The sequence below is a fragment of the Pectobacterium sp. A5351 genome (genome assembly GCF_028335745.1).
In the GTDB taxonomy this organism is placed as follows: domain Bacteria; phylum Pseudomonadota; class Gammaproteobacteria; order Enterobacterales; family Enterobacteriaceae; genus Pectobacterium.
In genome coordinates this window covers 732,773-750,116 of sequence record NZ_CP116477.1, presented here as the reverse complement: position 1 = coordinate 750,116, position 17,344 = coordinate 732,773, and the positions used below count along the sequence as shown (strand labels likewise).

Here is a 17,344-nt window from a genome sequence, read left to right as displayed (position 1 = left end):
AACTACCTCCAGATAATGTGAGCGCCACGCCAGCGCGTCATTTTTACAATCTGCTGCACGCCGTTACGGGTTTCAGTAATGTCCACCGCTCCGGCCTCCCACGCTTTAAACGGGCGGTCAACTTCAATAACAGGACGTTTAAAATTTAAATTCACATTGACGACGTTAATACCTGAACGAATTAATCGATTAATAGGTTTCATTAATTCGGGATTATTAATTGGCAACTTGCACACCATAAATACCTCGCTAATTAACTAATCAGCATTTCTGCAAATTTGCGTACCGCGCCAGCGCTAATGGCATTGCCGCTAATAGCGCTGTGGCGACTAACGCCTCGCACCAGTTTGAACAAACGGCGGGCATTACCACGGCACGCCTTGAAGAGCGCCTCGGCTATGTCGCCGTTCTGCGCATCAGGCAGCATATGCGTAGCGATAATGTTGATATCGTCCTCGGGCAGTACATCACCGATGAACAGGGCAAACCCTACACGGCTGTATAACTGCCGGTATTCACCACGCTTTCCTTTCAGGTTGATAATCAGGCGCGGCATTCCGGCCAGCACCAGCCCGATCCCCGCTTTATCATGAATGCGACGCAGCGTTTCAAGGGCGCGATACGGCAGGTTTTCCGCCTCGTCGATCATCACAATACGACCTGATTCACGCAGTGCTGTGATGCACGCCTCGCTCAGTTCGTGCATATTGCCGCGCTTGCTGAGGCCGAGGCGGCTGCACAGCTCTTCCAGCACAACGCGGGCGGTATAGCCGGGGTCGGCTTCAATCAGGATCGCGTCACGATGACGTGCAGCGTATTCCCGCAACATCATTGTTTTACCCAGCCCGGCCTCGCCGTAAATCACATTGATATCACCGTCCAGATGCGCCATGCGAATCACTTCGATACCGCGTGCGGATGTCATCGTTTTGACGTACTCAGCAGTAATGCGCTGGCCTTTGTCCTTTTCACGCTCACGCGCAATGAATCCCTCGATCAGTTCATTAATGCCGTCTACATCACCGTTGTATTTGCCCTGCAAATACTGGTTAATGACCGCCGGACTTTTACCAATCGCACGCGCCGCTTGCGCCTGCGACCAGCCCTTACGGGCAATCAGTTCATTTAATTCAGCCTGTAAACTCATATCAGCCTCTCTGTATTTACCGCTGTGCGGCTTTCTTTCTTAAATATTCGTCACGGTCGGTTTGCAGGAAGAAATACGGCTCGTCTTCCGGTTCCGGTCGCTCTGCGGGGATGAAACTGCCAAAATCAAACCGTTCGCCAGGCAACGCCGGATTCAGCTCAGCATTGATTTCCTCGGCTTTCCGGTTATTCAGCGCCATGCGGCGAGAGTGTCTGTCCTTGCGAACCTTCTCGATGTAATCAACCGGGAATGCGGCGCGGGTGTTGCCGTTGACGATGGCCGTACAGACGAGTGAACCATCCAGCCGCCGCACCGTTACACTCGTCGCATCGTGAATATCGAACGCAACCAGCACTTCTTCGCCGTCAACCTGAATCAGTTCCTCGGCAAAATACTGATTGTTGAAAATAGATAGCCAGCCACGCTGCGCGGTGCGCTTAACCTGTGGCCGGAACATTTCGCGCAGCTCCGCCTCAGACAGGCGATCAATCTCAGCGTCGGCCAGCAGCGCGGCGCGGTACTCAGCTGGGGTGTAATGCCCACCCGCAGCACGCAGCGGTAACTCGCTATGCCGATATTGCGTGTTGTAGGCCGTGATTTCGTCTTCAATGGCATCAATCAACTGGTTCCAACTCGGCAATTTCGCAATCGCAGACTGTTGTACGGGGTTGAGCGCCTTATTCTGATTCAGGGCATTCACGGCAGAATCAATCGCACGACTGGTGATACGTGCGGTTTCTTTGTCCGCCGATTTACCGTTATAGGTGGCAAACTTACGGGCGATACGAGCCGGTATCTCACGGTTTAGACGTTCGATGATGCCGCGTGCTTGCGGGTTCCCCGGAATACCGGTCGGGTGTTCGATACCGAGGCGTGGCAGGATACCGGTGATATCCGCATCCAGCATTTTCCCGGTTTCACCTGCACCGTTATCGGAGTAGTACAGCAGCGGTACGCCGTGGCGTTCGATGCCGTGGCGCAGTGCATCCGCAACGGCCAGCGTGTTTTCTGACAGTGCGAGACTCCAGCCGACCACATAGCGGGTACGGCCATCGATAACCAGTGTTAACTCTGGCGTAAACGGGCGTCCGTGGTCTGGATGTGCAACCTTCATCTTCATGCTGTGACCGTCACCAATCCATACACCGTTAACCGGCATTACAGACCAGTCGCGTTTGACGTAAGTCTGCAAAGCAGTCATGGCAGAACCGGTAACACGGCCACGCTGACGCACAATGCGAGGCATTTTGTCTAACGCACGATAAACCGCATGGACAGAAGGAACCGCATCACGCATCGCAGGCTGATCGGCATAGCGTTGATGCCATTCGGCGCAGAACCCTTGATAAGCCTCGGCAACTGACGGGCCGTTAGGGTTACGATAGTGCGCCATAAACATCGGCACCCATGAAAGCTGCTCTGGTTTCTTCGCTTTTTTATGACCGGGCGCTAAAAGAGCAAGACGTTCAGCGCTGTTTTTCGCTTTCAGATAGTCAACAACCCACTGATTCAACGCTCGGACGCTGACACCGACACGCTGGCCTTTTCGCGCATTAGCGAGGTCAACATACTTTTGCAGATGCGCAGGCAGATCGCCGGAGCGTGACCGGTCACAGATAAAGTTAATCGCTTTGATACGCGATAAGCCGGTATCTTCCAGACGCAGCACTTCGACAACAAGAACCATGCGGGCGTCGGCAATATCGCGCTGCTTTTGCGTCAGCTCTGCTGTTTTCTGGTCGAGAACCGCAGGGCATTGACGCACGATTTCGAGCAACTGACTGGATGACGCCGTGGTTTTTGCTACAACCGGAGCCTTAACCGGCTGCTGTTGCAGTAGAGTGTTGTAGTAATTTTCACGGATCTTGTTTTGGATATCAGATGACATTGACTCCAATGAATACTCGTAACCACCACCTTGTCCGACTCGCGGACGGGATAGCCACCCTGATTTTTTTGCTCTAGCTGTGATACCAGGTCTGGTTCCAGGGATACCCGGTAAACGCATATCGGCAATTTCTTGAGCCGTATAGTGTGATTTCAGGTTAGTCCTACTCATATTTGCTAGTTCCATTGACCTGGAAATGATTTATGATACCGAGTCGGCCATATTTGATCTGGTGGGATTCCAATTGCATCAGCAATGATGCGCTCGGCTTTAGGCCAAGGGCGATCAAGGGCATTTTTTAAAGCGCCAGCGCTTTTATAGCCGTGATGTAGTGACAATTGACGTAGTGACCATCCTTGCTTATGCAACGCTGCGACGATGTCAGCTCGGTGCCAGTCAGAATTAGTCTGACTTTTTTTTGCGCCGTTTAATGTACTCATGGGATAACCTCTAAGACTGAACTCATAAGTACAATATGATCAAAATCGAGTCATGTAAACCTGAAAATGAGTCATTAAGTTTGTTTTCAGGTTTATAAATCATCTCAAAACCTGATTTTGAGTTATTTATTATTGTTTTCATTCACTTGTATAAAGGTGAAAAACTGGAAAACAGAAAGGCGGGATTTTCATGTTATGACAAATAAACCTGAAAATGAGTTATCTGAGGCGATTGGTACTCGAATCAAAGAGCGGCGGGGAGAACTAAAACTATCTCGCACAGCGTTAGCGGAAGATGTTGGGGTTGCACTATCAACAATGCAGGCATGGGAGAATGGAGAAAGGGAGCCAGCCGCAAGCAACATATTGCGCTTAGCTGAAAGCCTCTCAACAAGCGCCCACTGGTTGATCACTGGTGAAAATACGTTACGCATGGCTAGTAAATCTCACACAACTGCATCGGATGTGTTAGGTAACAGTGTTGATATCGACGAATTTGCATTTATACCGCGCTATGACGTGAGAGCTGCAGCGGGTCATGGCGCATTGAACGAAACAGAAACGCCAAAGTTTTCTATGGCATTTCGCAAGTATTGGATAAAGAACTTCCTCAATGCAGATCCACATCATCTATTCGTAATCACGGTGGACGGTTCGTCGCTTGAGGGAACGCTGAATGACGGTGATAACATCCTCGTGAATGGTGCTGACACAGACCCCAAAGAGGGGGTTTACGTGCTGCGTGTAGATGGCCATCTGCTGGTTAAATTGGTTCAGCGTGTTCCTGGTGGGCTGTTGAAGGTATCAAGCACAAATACAGCGTATGAGCCGTTTACAGTAGATATGAACAACCAGCCAGCAGATTTCGCAATCATTGGCCGCGTTGTGTGGTTTGGCAGGACAATTTAATAGTGGTTTAAATGCCGATTAAACATGATCAATCGGCGCTCGAAACTATGCAGTTTTAAATACAAAAAAGTCGACTTTTGCTCATTTTTCTCTGAGCTATGCAAAATCTCTGAAATCCCACGAAAGCCGCGTCATTAAAGGCGTCGCGCTATCCCAGACTCTCTCCCTTAGCTATGTAAAAATGAACACTCCCCCACACGCACCGTAGAACGCTTGCAGGTGAGCCTGCGCGGACAGGAAAAGATGCTTTTGCGGCCAGTGGCGTGCGCAGGCAATCAGCGAGTGCTCCATCAGTTGATGCCCCAGATGTTGCCCTCGGGCATGCGGCGCGACAATCACGCGCCCAATGGTCACCACATCGTTATTCGGATGGGGAGCGAGCAAGCGAGCATACGCAGCCAGCTTGCCGTCACGGTACGCCGCAATATGGCGATTGCCGTCCACCAGGTCTCGGCCATCAATATCTAAATAGGGGCAGGTTTGCTCAACCACAAATACCTGACTGCGCAGCGCCAATATGTCATGCAATGAATACACATTAAGGTCTGCCACATCCCAGTCATGCCATATCAGACTCATTCACCCTTCCCTCTTACACCATACGTTTATTACACAATACGTTTATTACACAGACGTTTATTCTTTACCTGCACCGAGGGAACGATCGCGGCGTTTAGCCAGAATCAACCATGCCCACAGTAGCGCAATCGCCAGCGCAAACAGGACGCCAAAGCCAATCCCGATAGCGATAACCGACACGCCCAGTTTCACCACCAGAGAATAGAGCCCAAGCATTAACAGCATAGCGCCGTTCTCACCCAAATTCTGTACGGCGATCGCATTCCCCGCGCCGACGCTGGCCTTCCCTCGTTCCTGCAACAGCGCATTCAGCGGAACAATGAAGAACCCACCCAGCGCCCCCAGCAGAATCAGCAGCGAGTAGGCGCTCATGAGGTTGTGCTGAAGCGTGAAAATCACCACCACCACGCCGATGAGGAAGCCCGCAGGCAGGCAGCGCCGTACGCTATCGAGCGTCACCAGCTTCGCAGCCGCGCCGGCTCCCACCACGATGCCCACCGCCACCATCGCGTTAAGCAGCGTCGGCGTCGCATTGTCAGTAATCCCAAGCGCATGGGGCACCCACAGTACCAGCAGAAAGCGCAGCGTCACGCCCGCGCCCCAGAACATGCTGGTGCCTATCAGCGAGAGCCGAGCGTCGCCATCGCGCCACAGTACTCGACAGGCGGAAAAGAAGCTGCTCGCCATCTGCACCGGATGCCACGGTTGCCCCGGCCGCGCCGCCTTAAGGCGAGGAATCAGCATATTCGCCCCCAGTGCCACGCCATACGCCACCGCGCAAATCGACAGCGCACCGTAAATGTTCCAGTCCGCCAGCACGCCACCCGCCACGGAGCCGGTCAGGATCGCCGCAATGGTTGAGGCTTCCATCAGCCCATTGGCCTTGACCAACTGGCCACCGCGTGTGATCTCGCCCAGAATGCCGTATTTCGCCGGTGAATACGCAGCCGCGCCAATCCCCACCAGCGTATACCCCAGAAACGGGTTCCCGCCCACGCAAATCAGCAGCGCACCCGCCAGCTTCAGGGTATTGGCGAACATCATCACCTGCCCTTTGGAGAAGCTATCCGCAATTTGTCCAACAAACGGTGCCAGAATGATGTACGCGGCGACAAACCCCATCTGCAAAAACGGCTGGCTCCAGTCGGGATACACCAGTTGTTTGATCAGCGCTAACGTGGCAAACAGCAGCGCGTTATCGCCAAACGCGGAGAAAAATTGCGCGATAATTACTGCGCTCATACTGCGCGACAGCAAAGGCGTCGCGGGTTCAGTCTGTTGGCTCATGCATTCTGCTCCGATGCGTTAGTGACAGGTTCTTCGGCCATCTGGCGCAGCGTGACAAAGTCAGGCTTGCCGCTGCCGAGTAGCGGTAAGGCTTTCACATAACGAATATCGCGCGGCACGCCCAGTTCCGGCACACCGCTACTGCGAGCCTGTGCAAGCAACACGTCACGCGTGATCTGGTTGTCCGTTGTAAACAGCACCAGCGCCTCGCCTTTACTGCTGTCGCTTTTCACACTGGCAGCATGTTGCGCTTCCGGCGACACCTTGGCCGCCAACTGTTCTACGCTTTCAAGCGAGACCATCTCCCCCGCCAGTTTGGCAAAGCGCTTCACGCGACCGATGATGGTGCAGAATCCTTTTTCATCCAGTTCGACGATATCCCCCGTGTCATACCAGCCCTGCTGCAACTCGCCCTGTGCGTTTTCTGCCGCTGGCGTTTCCAGTACGCCGGGGTTTTCCACCCGCAGATAGCCTTTCATGATATTCGGCCCGCGCAGTTGCAGACGGCCACCGCGCGTAATGCCCGGTACCGTGATCAAACGCGATTCAATTTCCGGCAACAACTTGCCGACGGAACGGATTTTCGTCGCCATCGGGACGTTGATCGCCACCACTGGCGCGCACTCGGTCACGCCGTACCCTTCCAGAATGCGAATACCAAATTTGTCCTGCCAGACCTGACGCGTGGTTTCAGACAGCTTTTCTGCCCCGGCAACCACGTAGCGCAGGCGAGCAAAATCATATGGATGGGCAAAGCGCGCATAGTTGCCTAAAAACGTAGACGTCCCGAACAGCACGGTGCAGTTCTGGTCGTAAACCAACTCCGGCACGATGCGATAATGCAGCGGGCTGGGATAAAGGAACACGCGAGCGCCCGTCATTAGCGGCGTTAACAGCCCCACCGTCAGGCCAAACGCATGGAACAGCGGCAGCGCGGACATAAAGCGGTCACGCGGCGTGAAGTCCGCCACGGTGCGAATCTGCTCAACGTTAGCCAGCAGGCTGTCATGAGAATGCACAACGCCTTTCGGATTTCCCTCGGAACCAGAGGTAAACAGCACGATGGCCGCATCATCGGGTTTCTGCGGCAGCATCGCGCGGGCAGGGAACAGCAGATGAAACAAGATCCACAGCTTATCCGCCAGCGTCACAGTGTCTTTCAAATCTTCCAGATAGACCCAGTTGGCCTCGCTGACCTGCTTCGGCAAATCTGTCAGCTTGCCCTTTTCAAGAAACTGGCGAGACGTGACGATGGTTTTGATCCCCGCCGCTTTCATCGCACTTTGTAGCCCTTTCGCGCCAGCGGTGTAGTTCAGCATGGCAGGAACGCGGTTACGCAGCGAGGCACCCAGAATGGATGCTGCGGTAATGGTCGCGTTGGGCAACAGCATACCGACATGTTCATCCGCACGGGTGAAACGCTGCAAAATGCGCGACACGCCCAACGATTTTTTCAATAAGCCCTGATAGCTATCTTCGTTGAACGAGATATCCGCAATACTGGGGGAGGAACGCCCGTAACGGGTTCTCGCCGCCAGAAAAGCCTGATACAGCGTGTGCTGCGGGCGCGTTTCCATCCGTGCCTTCATCATAATCTGGTGCAAGTGTTCACCGACGAGCGCACGGCGTTCTCTGGCACTGCTGGCTTCTGGCATCGGCAACGTGGTCGGGGGTAAGTACGTGATCGTGATCGGCGGAAAGCAGCGGCGTTTAAACACGCCCGCCAACCGGCCAAACGGTGTGAACTCAGCGCCATCAATACGCACGGGGATAATCGTCGCCCCGGATTTCGCCGCGACAAACGCCGCGCCGCTGTAAATCTTCATCAGCGATCCGGTGACGCTAATGCGCCCTTCTGGGAAAACCACGACGGGCTGACCACGCTCGATCACCTTGATCAGCCCTTTGATCGCCAGAGGCTTGGTGGGGTCTAACGGCACGAAATCGATATACGGCTTCAGCCAGCGCATAAACCAGCGATCGGAAATGGAAGAGTACACCGCAAAGACGGGTTTTATCGGTAAGAATAACGCCAGCAAAACACCATCAAGGAAAGAGACGTGGTTAGGGGTGATGAGCAATTTGGATTGCTGAAACTGGCTGCTGTCGCCCTCGATCCGGATGCGGTACAGACGCTGGAACACCCAACGTAACAGGGTATGAATCATGCCTTCTCCCAATAGACAGATAAACGGGCAGCTTGCCGAAGCGCAAAACCACCGGGCGATACGTCAAAATACTACATACATATCATACTTCAAGTGACGGGTACGCGGCTGCACGTGAAGATTGCCGTCGGCACAGCATTCACATAGCATGAAAATGGCTGGAGATAACAAAAACGGAAAATTCAGGCAAAAAAAAACCTACGCATCCGCGTAGGTTGGTGTAATCAAATGGTTTCAATGTACAGAGCACATCGATATATCACCAATCAATACCTCTGGGACTTGTTACTCTAAGGATCACCACTTATCTTCACCAGCGATGAATCGAAAGAGTTATTCTATAAGTGCAACCAACTGTAAAATTCTAGCGAATCATGTAAGGCAGCCCCCTTTTCACCCCACTTTCGCCGCATAAATACCGCTATTTTCCCCGAAAGGTTCCTTTTCCCTCGGATGACTGTTTTTCGCCCTTTTACCGTCCGATCACATTTCCTGACTTTTTATAGGGAAATAACTCCCCAAACACAGGGGCATTAGTCCACTTTTTCAGCAGAATCAATCAGAAAGTGAGGAGTAGGATCGCGGAGTCTGCATGGGGCAGACGCTGAATTTAACCAGGTGTGTGTAACGAATAATGAAGAACTACAAAATAGGTACCCGGCTGGCCGGCGGCTTTGGCCTGCTTATTGCCCTTTCTCTGGCCATGCTGACCAGCGGCATTTATCAACTCAACCAGGTGTCCCACAGTACGCAACAGATGATGCAAGAACCGCTGCGTAAGGAGCGGCTGGCATCCGACTGGCATGCCACGCTTGTCGCTGGCGTCCAACGCAGTATGGCGGTTGCCCGCAGCAATGACGATTCGCTGGTTGAGCTGTTTGCGGCGGAAAATACCCGCGCCAGTAAAGAAAGCGGTAAACGGCAGGAGCAATTTGCCAGCCTGATTTCCACCCCCGAAGAAAAAGCCTTATTCGACAAAGTCGGCGAATACCGTCAGGCCTACATCAAAAAGCGCGATGCGATTATCGCGGAAAAAGGCGCGGGTAACTTCGATCGCGCCAGATCGCTCTTCGACAACGAGTTCGTTCCGGCTGCCAACGGTTATCTGGCCAGCGTGGAAGCGCTGCGTGACCATCAGCGCGCCAGCATCGACCAAATGGGGCAAGACATTAACGCGGGTGCCAGCCGTGGCGACCTCATTCTCGCCGTCACGGGCGCGCTAAGCGCCATCATCGGTGTCCTGATCGCCTGGGTGCTCACCCGCAGTATCGTGCAACCGCTGGCGCGGGCGGTACGGGCAACACAAGCCGTTGCAGCGGGTGACCTGACGCATAACGTGCAGCCGGAAGGACGCGATGAAGCCGCCCAATTGCTGCACGCCCTGCAAGACATGACGGTGCGTCTGCGTTCTATCGTTGGTGAAGTTCGTCAGGGTTCGGAATCCATCGCCGGCGCGTCTTCACAGCTTGCCGCAGGCAACATTGACCTATCCAGCCGCACGGAAGAGCAGGCTAGCGCGCTACAGGAAACCGCCGCGTCCATTGAGCAATTGAGTTCTACGGTCAGGCAGAATGCCGATAACGCACGTCAGGCCAACCAGTTGGCGCAGTCGACCACGCAGCAAGCACAGTCGGGCGGACAGCTGGTCACAGAAGTGGTGGAAACCATGGGCGCAATTGACTCTTCGTCGAAGAAGATCGTCGATATCATCGGCGTGATCGACAGCATTGCGTTCCAAACCAACATTCTGGCGTTGAATGCCGCCGTAGAAGCGGCGCGGGCGGGTGAACAGGGCCGTGGTTTCGCCGTCGTCGCCAGTGAAGTACGTAGTCTGGCACAGCGCAGCGCCTCTGCCGCTAAAGAGATCAAAGAACTGATCGACCGTTCCGTTCAAACCGTGGAAGCGGGCAACCGACTAGTGGTGCAGGCGGGCGCGTCGATACAGGATATCGTCAACGGCGTGCGTAAGGTCAGCGATTTGGTCGGCGAAATTAGCTCTGCCAGCAATGAGCAGACGATGGGGATTGAGCAGGTGAACGTTGCGGTTAACCAGATGGAAGTGACGACCCAGCAGAATGCGTCGCTGGTGAATGAAGCGTCAGCCGCCACGCAGTCGCTCCAGCAGCAGGCCGCACAGCTGGCCGAGACGGTCAGCCAGTTCCGTCTGGGTAACGATCACCAGGTCGCCCGTGTGCCAGCGGTGACACCCACGTTAAGCCTTAAACCTGCGCTGGCAGCACCGGGTAAGAGCGCAGCCACAGCCAGTGAAGGTGACTGGACCTCGTTCTGATGCCATATTCTCTTCAGATCCCCTCTGCACAGTGCTGGAAGCGTTACGACTTATAATGGGTTTTGCAGTTATCTGGCGTAAAAATTATGCATCGGTGGGCTTGGCCGCCGAGTGAGCGGCATGGACGCCGCGAAAGCCAGTGCCGCGTCGGGAACGCGTCACTGGCGGCTCGGTTAGCGGTCAAGAACACCGATGGAACCGCGTAGCGGCATAATTTCCGCCAAAAGCCTTGGGGTCACGGGGCGAGCGGCGCTTGAGCCGCCCCGTGTCGGGCGCGTGCTACGAGGTAGCATGACAATAACGGTATTATCGCGCACGAAACTGTCTCTTAGACTGCATAGAAACATGACGAAGACTAAGAGGCAGCCTACAGCGGCTGGTGATACAGGCGTACGGCTTTGTCCGGGTAGTCCAGACCCTCACCGATGTAACGCCAGCCGTGTTTTTCGTAATAGCCGCTAAACGTGGCGTACAGATAGAGATCGTCAAAGCCCTGACGGCGGCAGAAGTCCAGTACGTGCTGTTGCAGCGCGAGGCCCAGCCCTTTGTCACGCTGGCTTTCTTCCACATACAGCGAGGCCAGCCAGGGCGTCAGATCCTGTCGGCTGATTAAATCACAGCGCCAGAGTCCTACCGTTCCAACTAAGCGCTCGCCCTCCAGCGCGATAAACGTCAGCGGCAACGCTGCTGGGTTAAGGCTATTGCGCACCACGCTGGCAAAGAAGTCACGGCTGTTCTGGCTGCCGAACGCCTGCCATATCCAGTCAATCACCTGCTCCTGATGTTGAGGGTGCTCCGCCAGATAACCAATGCTTACCCCAGAAATGTCCGCCATGATTACACCAGTTTTCCCTGAAAAATCGGTACAGAATCAAATAAATAGCCGTCAAACTCCGGCGCATCGGCGTCAGAAATTTCCATCAGCGTATTTTTGACATTTTCGAGGTGCTGCCACATCGCCTGATAAGAACCGGATACATCGCGACGCCGCAGCGCCGCCAGAATAGCCTGATGATCCGCCAGCCATTTCAGGCGATAGCCCTGCGTCCCGACGTGGGTATAAAGCTGCTGCCAGAGCGCGTTATCATCACGGCACGCCCAGATATTGCTGACCGTTTCCAGCAGCATCTGATTTTGTGTCGCCCCTGCAATTTGCAGGTGGAACAGGCGATCGAAATCGCCGCGGTAATCTTTTCCGGCAATCGCCGCCTGCTCTTGCTCCAGCGTCTTGCGTAGGTTTTCGATATCCGCTCGCGTTGCCATACGTGCCGCAAACGCGGCGATATTGCTTTCCAGCAGTTGACGAGCCTGTAGCATTTCAAACGCGCCGATATGGTTTTTAGCGCCGTCTGCCGCTTCGTTTTCATCGGGAATGCGCAGGACATAAACCCCGGATCCCTGACGAATATCGACCGTGCCTTCCAGTTCCAGCATCAGTAGCGCTTCGCGCACTATCGTCCGGCTAACGCCATAGGTTTCCGCAATATTCCGTTCAGGAGGAAGGCGCGATCCAACGGGGTAATCCCCTGACTGAATCTTCTGACGCAAATCACAACCGATTTCCTGATATTGCTTCTTCTCTTGCAGAACCACATCCTTCGCCACGCTTTCACCCTACATACACTGTCGCCCTGAGTGCGGGCGTCAGGCCCGCTCTGAATGTACCCAGCCACATACTGACGTCGCGGCGGTGCGCTAGTCTACCAAACTCAGCGCCTGATCCAGTACTTTTGCGCCATTTAATGTGCCGTAGGCGACAGGGTCGATCACCGCGATAGGAATCTGGTAGCTATCCGTCAGCTTTTTATTTTCATTGAGCTTGAAGCGCACCTGCGGCCCCAGCAAAACGGCAATAATCTCACTGCTGAACTCTTGCAATTCATCCCGCAGATTTTGTTCCGGGATGGCGTAGATCTTCAGCGCCATTCCCCGGTTTTCCGCTTCTTTCTCCATCTTGGTGACCACCAGTGAGGTCGACATGCCTGCTGAGCAGGCCAGTACGATTCTTTTCATATTCCGTTCCTCATTTTGGTTACTGCACCTACTTCTCTTCATCATCCAGCGTCAATTCAAGCCGACGCGTGTCGTGTAGCTGGCGAAACCAGGCGGCGGATTTTTTCGGCCGCCGCTGCCGATCCTGCTCCAGATCGATTTCGATCAATCCGTAGCGGTTTTTAAACGCATTCATCGGCGAAACATTGTCGGTAAACGCCCATAGCATGTAGCCCCGGCAGTTTGCGCCCTCTTCCTTCGCCTTCAGCGTCCAGTACAGGTGCTCGGCGATAAATGCAATACGGTAATCGTCCTGAATCACGCCAGTGCCATCTTTAAAGCGCGCTTCGTTCTCAATACCGATGCCGTTTTCCGCCACAAACCACGGCGCATTGCCGTAGTCACGCTCCATCCGTTTCGCCATGTCGTAAATGATTTTGGGATTGATCTCCCAGCCGCGCGAGGTGTTCATACGACGCCCCGGCAGCTCAAAATGCTCGTAGTAATAGGCCGGATGGAACGGCGTTTCTTTGTTCCACTCACGACTCGGCGCTTTGACCCGGTGCGGGTAATACAGGTTGATTCCCACCTCATCGACAGTGTTATCCCGAATGATCGCCAACTCGTCTTCCGTGTAATCCCACTTCACCTGATGCTGCGCCAGCAGCGCAACCAGCTCTGCCGGATACTCACCTTTCAGCGCCGGATCGAGAAACACCCGGTTATAAAACAGATCGTAAAGGTGCGCCGCTTTCACATCGTGCGCCGCGCGGGATCGTGGATACGTCACTTCAGGGTTGAGGATCACGCCGATCGAGCCGCCGTCCTGGTGATAGCCCTGCTGCCGAAACCGCTGCACCACTTTCGCCGTCGCCAGATTCTTATGATGATTCCACTGCATCCAGGTGTGCGTGTTCTGTTCATAAGGGTAGCGTAGCGCGTCCAGATAAACGCGCGTCTGCACCACAATTGGCTCATTGAAGGTAAACCAGCGCTTCACTTTTCCGGCATAGCGGGTGAAGACAGCATCGGCATACAGCACAAACCATTCCACCACCTGCTTGGATGACCAACCCTGATACTTCTCCAACAGGCAGGCGGGCAATTCGTAATGTTCAAGGCAGATCATCGGTTCTATCCCCTGCCGGTGCATTTCATCCAGCAGGTTATCGATATAGGCCGCATACTCTTCATCGACGATGCCTTTCTCATAGTCCAACATAAAGCGTGACCAGTTGATCGACGTACGATAATGCGTCAGCCCCGCCTGTTTCATCAGCGCCACATCTTCCCGATAGCGATTAAAGAAGTCCGTCGCTTTTGCCGGGCCATAGCCGTTGTGCCAGACCTGACGATCCTGCTTGTACCAGAGATCCAGATAAGAATCCTGCCCTCCCTTCTTGCCGCTCCATCCTTCCGTTTGCCATGCCGATGCCGCCGCGCCCAGAATAAAATCCGGTGGAATAGTCAGTGCAACCTTGCTCATGCCTTACTCCTCTTCTCGCCCGTTTCAGGCTTTTTCCGCTGCGGCCTGCTTTTCCGCTTCCAGTTGCGCCAGCTCGGCACGACGGGACGCGACTTTGACAAACGGTAGATAGATCAATGTTGCCACCATAATGCACACAATCTGCGTCGCGACCGCCCCCATTGAGCCTGCCGTCGACAGCCAAGCGTTAATGATCGGTGGCGTCGTCCACGGCACCATCACCACCGCTTTGCCCGCAAACCCCATGCTGGTCGCGAAATAGCCGATCGTCCCCGTCACTAACGGTGTGATAATGAAGGGAATCGCCAGAATCGGGTTGAGCATAATCGGCATACCAAAAATCACCGGCTCATTAATATTGAACACGCACGGACCGAAGGAGATTTTGGCGATCTCTTTCATCTCTTTACGCTTAGAGGCAATCATCACCGCCAGCAGCAGGCCAATCGTCAGGCCGGAACCGCCGATGCTCATGTACACATCCCAGAACGGCATGGTGATAATGTTCGGTATTTCCTGCCCTTGTTCGAACGCGGTCATGTTGACAGCAATCGCCCCCAGCAGCAGCGGTTCACGAATTGGCTTAATCATCTGGTTGCCGTGGATGCCGATCACCCAGAACAACTGGGCGACAAACATCAGCACCAGTAAACCGGGCAGGCTTTGCACCACAGATTCCAGCGGCTGTTGTACGACTTTATAAACGGCGTCATACAGATACATGCCCGTCACGCGGTGAAACAAAAATCCGAAGGTGGCGATAGTGACCACCGTGATGATGGAAGGAAACAGCGCAGAAAAAGAGGCCGCGACGTTGGGCGGTACGCTGTCCGGCATTTTAATCCGCAGCCGATCGACGCTTTCCAGCTTGGTATACATTTCAACTGACAGGATGGCGATGAACATCCCCAGAAACAGGCTCTTCGTATCGGAGAACTGCTTCGCCAGCATGTCTTTCACCACCATCATCTGCCCGTTGACGGCCATTTCGATCGTGGTTGGCGTTACGGCAATAAAGCAAATCACCGCCAGCAGGCCGGGAAACAGCCCGCGTGAACCGTTAATCTTCCCGAGTTCGATACCAATCAGGAAAACGGCACCGATAGTCAGAAAGCTGAGCGTGGCATAGTTAATGCCGCTCATAATCGGTTTGAGCTCCGCCAGAAACGCGAATAAGGAAAAACTGGCCAGACCGTTTTTCGGATCCAGCACCATGTTGGAAATCAGAACGGAAAACGCCCCCACGATAATGACCGGCATCAGCGTAATAAAGGATGCCTTAATCGCCATAATGTAACGCAGGCTATTAAATTTATTGGCAAAGGAGCCCAATGAATCAATCAGTTGGTCCTTAAATGACATAACACCACCTCTTTCATCATCATATTGTTATAACGCGGGATGCCCATTACGCGCAGGGTAAATGCAGGTACCGCGCTTTCGCATTTGGCATACCAAAAATCAACCATAATGAATTATTTTTCTGTGACAGAATTCTCACAAGGTAACATTGGAATTCCAATATGATGAAAATGTAACTTTTGGCATACCATAAGTATTCGGCGTACCTAAAAACCCCCACTGACTGCAATAAGGAAACCGACGATGAAAGACACAGAGAACGCCCCGGCATTCGATATGGAACAAACCGGGATAGCGCTATTGATCAACGCGGGTGAAGCATGCTCAAACGCGATGATGGCGATTCAGGCCGCGCGTCAACGGGAGTGGCAACAGGCCGACGATCTGCTTGCCGCATCACAAGAAGCGGCGCGTGCGGCCCACCGCGTTCAAACACGGCTGATCGGTCTGGACGAAGGGGAAGGCAAGGTGCCCGTCAATCTGATCATGGTGCATGCGCAGGATCATTTGATGATCGCCATGCTGTGCCGGGATTTAGCAGAAGAGATGGTTCTATTACGGCGAGAAATAGCAACATAACAAAACTAACAAAAATTTAATTGAGAAGCGGGCATCGGACGTTAAATCCAACAATATGCCTGTGGTAACATGTCACGTGATATTCGTAGCAGGGATGGATAAATGTTTTCAGCCCGTCATCATACTCAATTAAGGTGCAGCCATGAAGACTATGCTGGAAGTGGCGAAACGTGCAGGGGTGTCTAAAGCGACCGTCTCCCGAGTGCTAAACGGCACCGGTCAGGTCAAACAGGCAACACGCGATGCGGTATTTCGGGCAATGGACGAGCTAGGTTACCGTCCTAATTTTCTGGCCCGTTCGCTGGCTCGCCGCAGTTCAAACAGTATCGGTCTTGTTATCTCCAATTTCGACGGCCCTTACTTTGGCCGCCTGCTGCGCCGTGCTACGGATATCGCGGAAAACCACGGTAAACACCTCATCGTGACCGATGGGCACGATACGCCGGAAGAAGAGCAGCGAGCGGTGCAGCTTCTGTCTGACAGACAATGCGACGCCATCATTCTCTATACCCGCTATATGTCCGAGACAGACCTCATGTCGCTGCTCGACACGCTGACCATTCCGATGATCGTGATGAATCGCGATCTGCCGCAGGCACGGGAGCGCTGCATTTTCTTCCGCCAGCAGCAGGCCGCGTTTGACGTGGTGAATTACCTGATCGAACAGGGTCACCGCGAGATCGCCTGCATCACCGCGCCGATGCAAACGCCGACAGCGCGGGCACGGCTCGCGGGCTATCAGCAGGCATTAATCACCCACCAGATCGAGGTTGAGCCGCGTCGGGTGGCACACGGAAATAGCCTGATCTCCAGCGGCTATTATGCCGCACGTCGGTTGCTGGATAGCAACGTCAGCTTTAGCGCACTATTTGCCAGCAACGATGACATGGCAATCGGCGCAATGAAAGCGCTGTACGAGGCGGGGAAAACATTACCGCAGGATGTCTCCGTGTTTGGTTTTGACGATGACCCCTGCGCAGCCTACCTGCACCCTTCACTCTCCACTGTTTACATGCCGATTGAAGAGATGACCGCCACCGCGATTACCCAAGTGCTGGATCTGATTGCAGGCAAAGAGGTTAAACCGCTGCAACCTTTTACCGGTGAACTGAAACTGCGCGAATCAGTACAGAAAGGGCCGTACTATTATTCCCGTAGCGCCAGTCATCCTCGCCATTCCTGTTGATATCGGCCTGCTCCCCGAGCAGGCTCGGCAG

16 protein-coding genes are annotated in these 17,344 nt (G+C 53.9%); 4 read left to right on the top strand and 12 right to left on the bottom strand.

What is annotated here, in order from left to right:
- Positions 1-2 precede the first annotated feature (2 nt).
- The 4 genes from O1Q74_RS03515 to O1Q74_RS03500 are packed head-to-tail and all read right to left on the bottom strand — an operon-like array spanning position 3 to position 3,475.
- Positions 3-236 carry a hypothetical protein gene (locus O1Q74_RS03515; protein WP_039493686.1) on the bottom strand — a complete coding sequence of 78 codons (234 nt, stop codon included), beginning with the start codon at positions 234-236 and terminating at the stop codon, positions 3-5.
- A 17-nt stretch (positions 237-253) separates the two neighbouring features.
- Positions 254-1,147, bottom strand: coding sequence for an AAA family ATPase (locus O1Q74_RS03510; RefSeq protein WP_271876114.1), 894 nt, complete (start codon positions 1,145-1,147; stop codon positions 254-256).
- A 16-nt stretch (positions 1,148-1,163) separates the two neighbouring features.
- On the bottom strand, positions 1,164-3,155 hold the full coding sequence (locus O1Q74_RS03505; RefSeq protein WP_334311403.1) for a transposase: 1,992 nt from the start codon (positions 3,153-3,155) through the stop codon (positions 1,164-1,166).
- Positions 3,156-3,211: 56 nt separating this feature from the next.
- Positions 3,212-3,475, bottom strand: a complete 264-nt coding sequence (locus O1Q74_RS03500) for a helix-turn-helix domain-containing protein (RefSeq protein WP_271876110.1) — start codon at positions 3,473-3,475, stop codon at positions 3,212-3,214.
- Between the two features lie 195 nt (positions 3,476-3,670).
- Here O1Q74_RS03500 and O1Q74_RS03495 point away from each other — a divergent pair, with 195 nt between their 5' ends.
- Complete coding sequence (locus O1Q74_RS03495) at positions 3,671-4,384, top strand: XRE family transcriptional regulator (protein ID WP_271876109.1); 714 nt, start codon at positions 3,671-3,673, stop codon at positions 4,382-4,384.
- 171 nt (positions 4,385-4,555) lie between these two features.
- Here O1Q74_RS03495 and O1Q74_RS03490 read toward each other — a convergent pair whose 3' ends face one another.
- From O1Q74_RS03490 to aas, 3 genes are read right to left on the bottom strand one after another with little or no spacing between them, the layout of a single operon-like run.
- The gene (locus tag O1Q74_RS03490) at positions 4,556-4,963 is read right to left on the bottom strand and encodes a GNAT family N-acetyltransferase (protein WP_271876108.1); all 408 of its coding nucleotides are present in this window, start codon (positions 4,961-4,963) and stop codon (positions 4,556-4,558) included.
- Positions 4,964-5,020: 57 nt separating this feature from the next.
- Complete coding sequence (gene lplT / locus O1Q74_RS03485) at positions 5,021-6,250, bottom strand: lysophospholipid transporter LplT (protein ID WP_271876106.1); 1,230 nt, start codon at positions 6,248-6,250, stop codon at positions 5,021-5,023.
- Positions 6,247-8,418, bottom strand: coding sequence for a bifunctional acyl-ACP--phospholipid O-acyltransferase/long-chain-fatty-acid--ACP ligase (gene aas / locus O1Q74_RS03480; RefSeq protein WP_271876104.1), 2,172 nt, complete (start codon positions 8,416-8,418; stop codon positions 6,247-6,249). Before aas ends, lplT begins: the two co-directional genes overlap by 4 nt.
- 634 nt (positions 8,419-9,052) lie before the next feature.
- On the opposite strand from aas, the gene O1Q74_RS03475 reads away from it, so the two are divergent.
- Entirely contained in the window at positions 9,053-10,708 is a 1,656-nt protein-coding gene (locus O1Q74_RS03475) for a methyl-accepting chemotaxis protein (protein ID WP_271876103.1), read from the top strand.
- 367 nt (positions 10,709-11,075) lie between these two features.
- On the opposite strand, the gene O1Q74_RS03470 is transcribed toward O1Q74_RS03475, so the two are convergent.
- From O1Q74_RS03470 to O1Q74_RS03450, 5 genes are all read right to left on the bottom strand, one after another.
- On the bottom strand, positions 11,076-11,543 hold the full coding sequence (locus O1Q74_RS03470) for a GNAT family N-acetyltransferase (RefSeq protein WP_271876102.1): 468 nt from the start codon (positions 11,541-11,543) through the stop codon (positions 11,076-11,078).
- 2 nt (positions 11,544-11,545) lie between these two features.
- On the bottom strand, positions 11,546-12,313 hold the full coding sequence (locus O1Q74_RS03465; RefSeq protein WP_271876100.1) for an FCD domain-containing protein: 768 nt from the start codon (positions 12,311-12,313) through the stop codon (positions 11,546-11,548).
- Positions 12,314-12,403: 90 nt separating this feature from the next.
- Positions 12,404-12,721, bottom strand: a complete 318-nt coding sequence (locus O1Q74_RS03460) for a PTS sugar transporter subunit IIB (RefSeq protein ID WP_271876098.1) — start codon at positions 12,719-12,721, stop codon at positions 12,404-12,406.
- 28 nt (positions 12,722-12,749) lie between these two features.
- Positions 12,750-14,186: a glycoside hydrolase family 1 protein gene (locus O1Q74_RS03455; protein WP_271876097.1), complete on the bottom strand. Its 1,437-nt coding sequence runs from the start codon at positions 14,184-14,186 to the stop codon at positions 12,750-12,752.
- A gap of 24 nt (positions 14,187-14,210) precedes the next feature.
- On the bottom strand, positions 14,211-15,548 hold the full coding sequence (locus O1Q74_RS03450; RefSeq protein WP_271876095.1) for a PTS sugar transporter subunit IIC: 1,338 nt from the start codon (positions 15,546-15,548) through the stop codon (positions 14,211-14,213).
- Positions 15,549-15,791: 243 nt separating this feature from the next.
- On the opposite strand from O1Q74_RS03450, the gene O1Q74_RS03445 reads away from it, so the two are divergent.
- Positions 15,792-16,127 (top strand): PTS lactose/cellobiose transporter subunit IIA, encoded by a 336-nt coding sequence (locus O1Q74_RS03445; RefSeq protein WP_271876093.1) that lies wholly within the window; start codon positions 15,792-15,794, stop codon positions 16,125-16,127.
- Positions 16,128-16,269: 142 nt separating this feature from the next.
- Positions 16,270-17,313, top strand: coding sequence for a LacI family DNA-binding transcriptional regulator (locus O1Q74_RS03440; protein ID WP_271876092.1), 1,044 nt, complete (start codon positions 16,270-16,272; stop codon positions 17,311-17,313).
- Positions 17,314-17,344 lie beyond the last annotated feature (31 nt).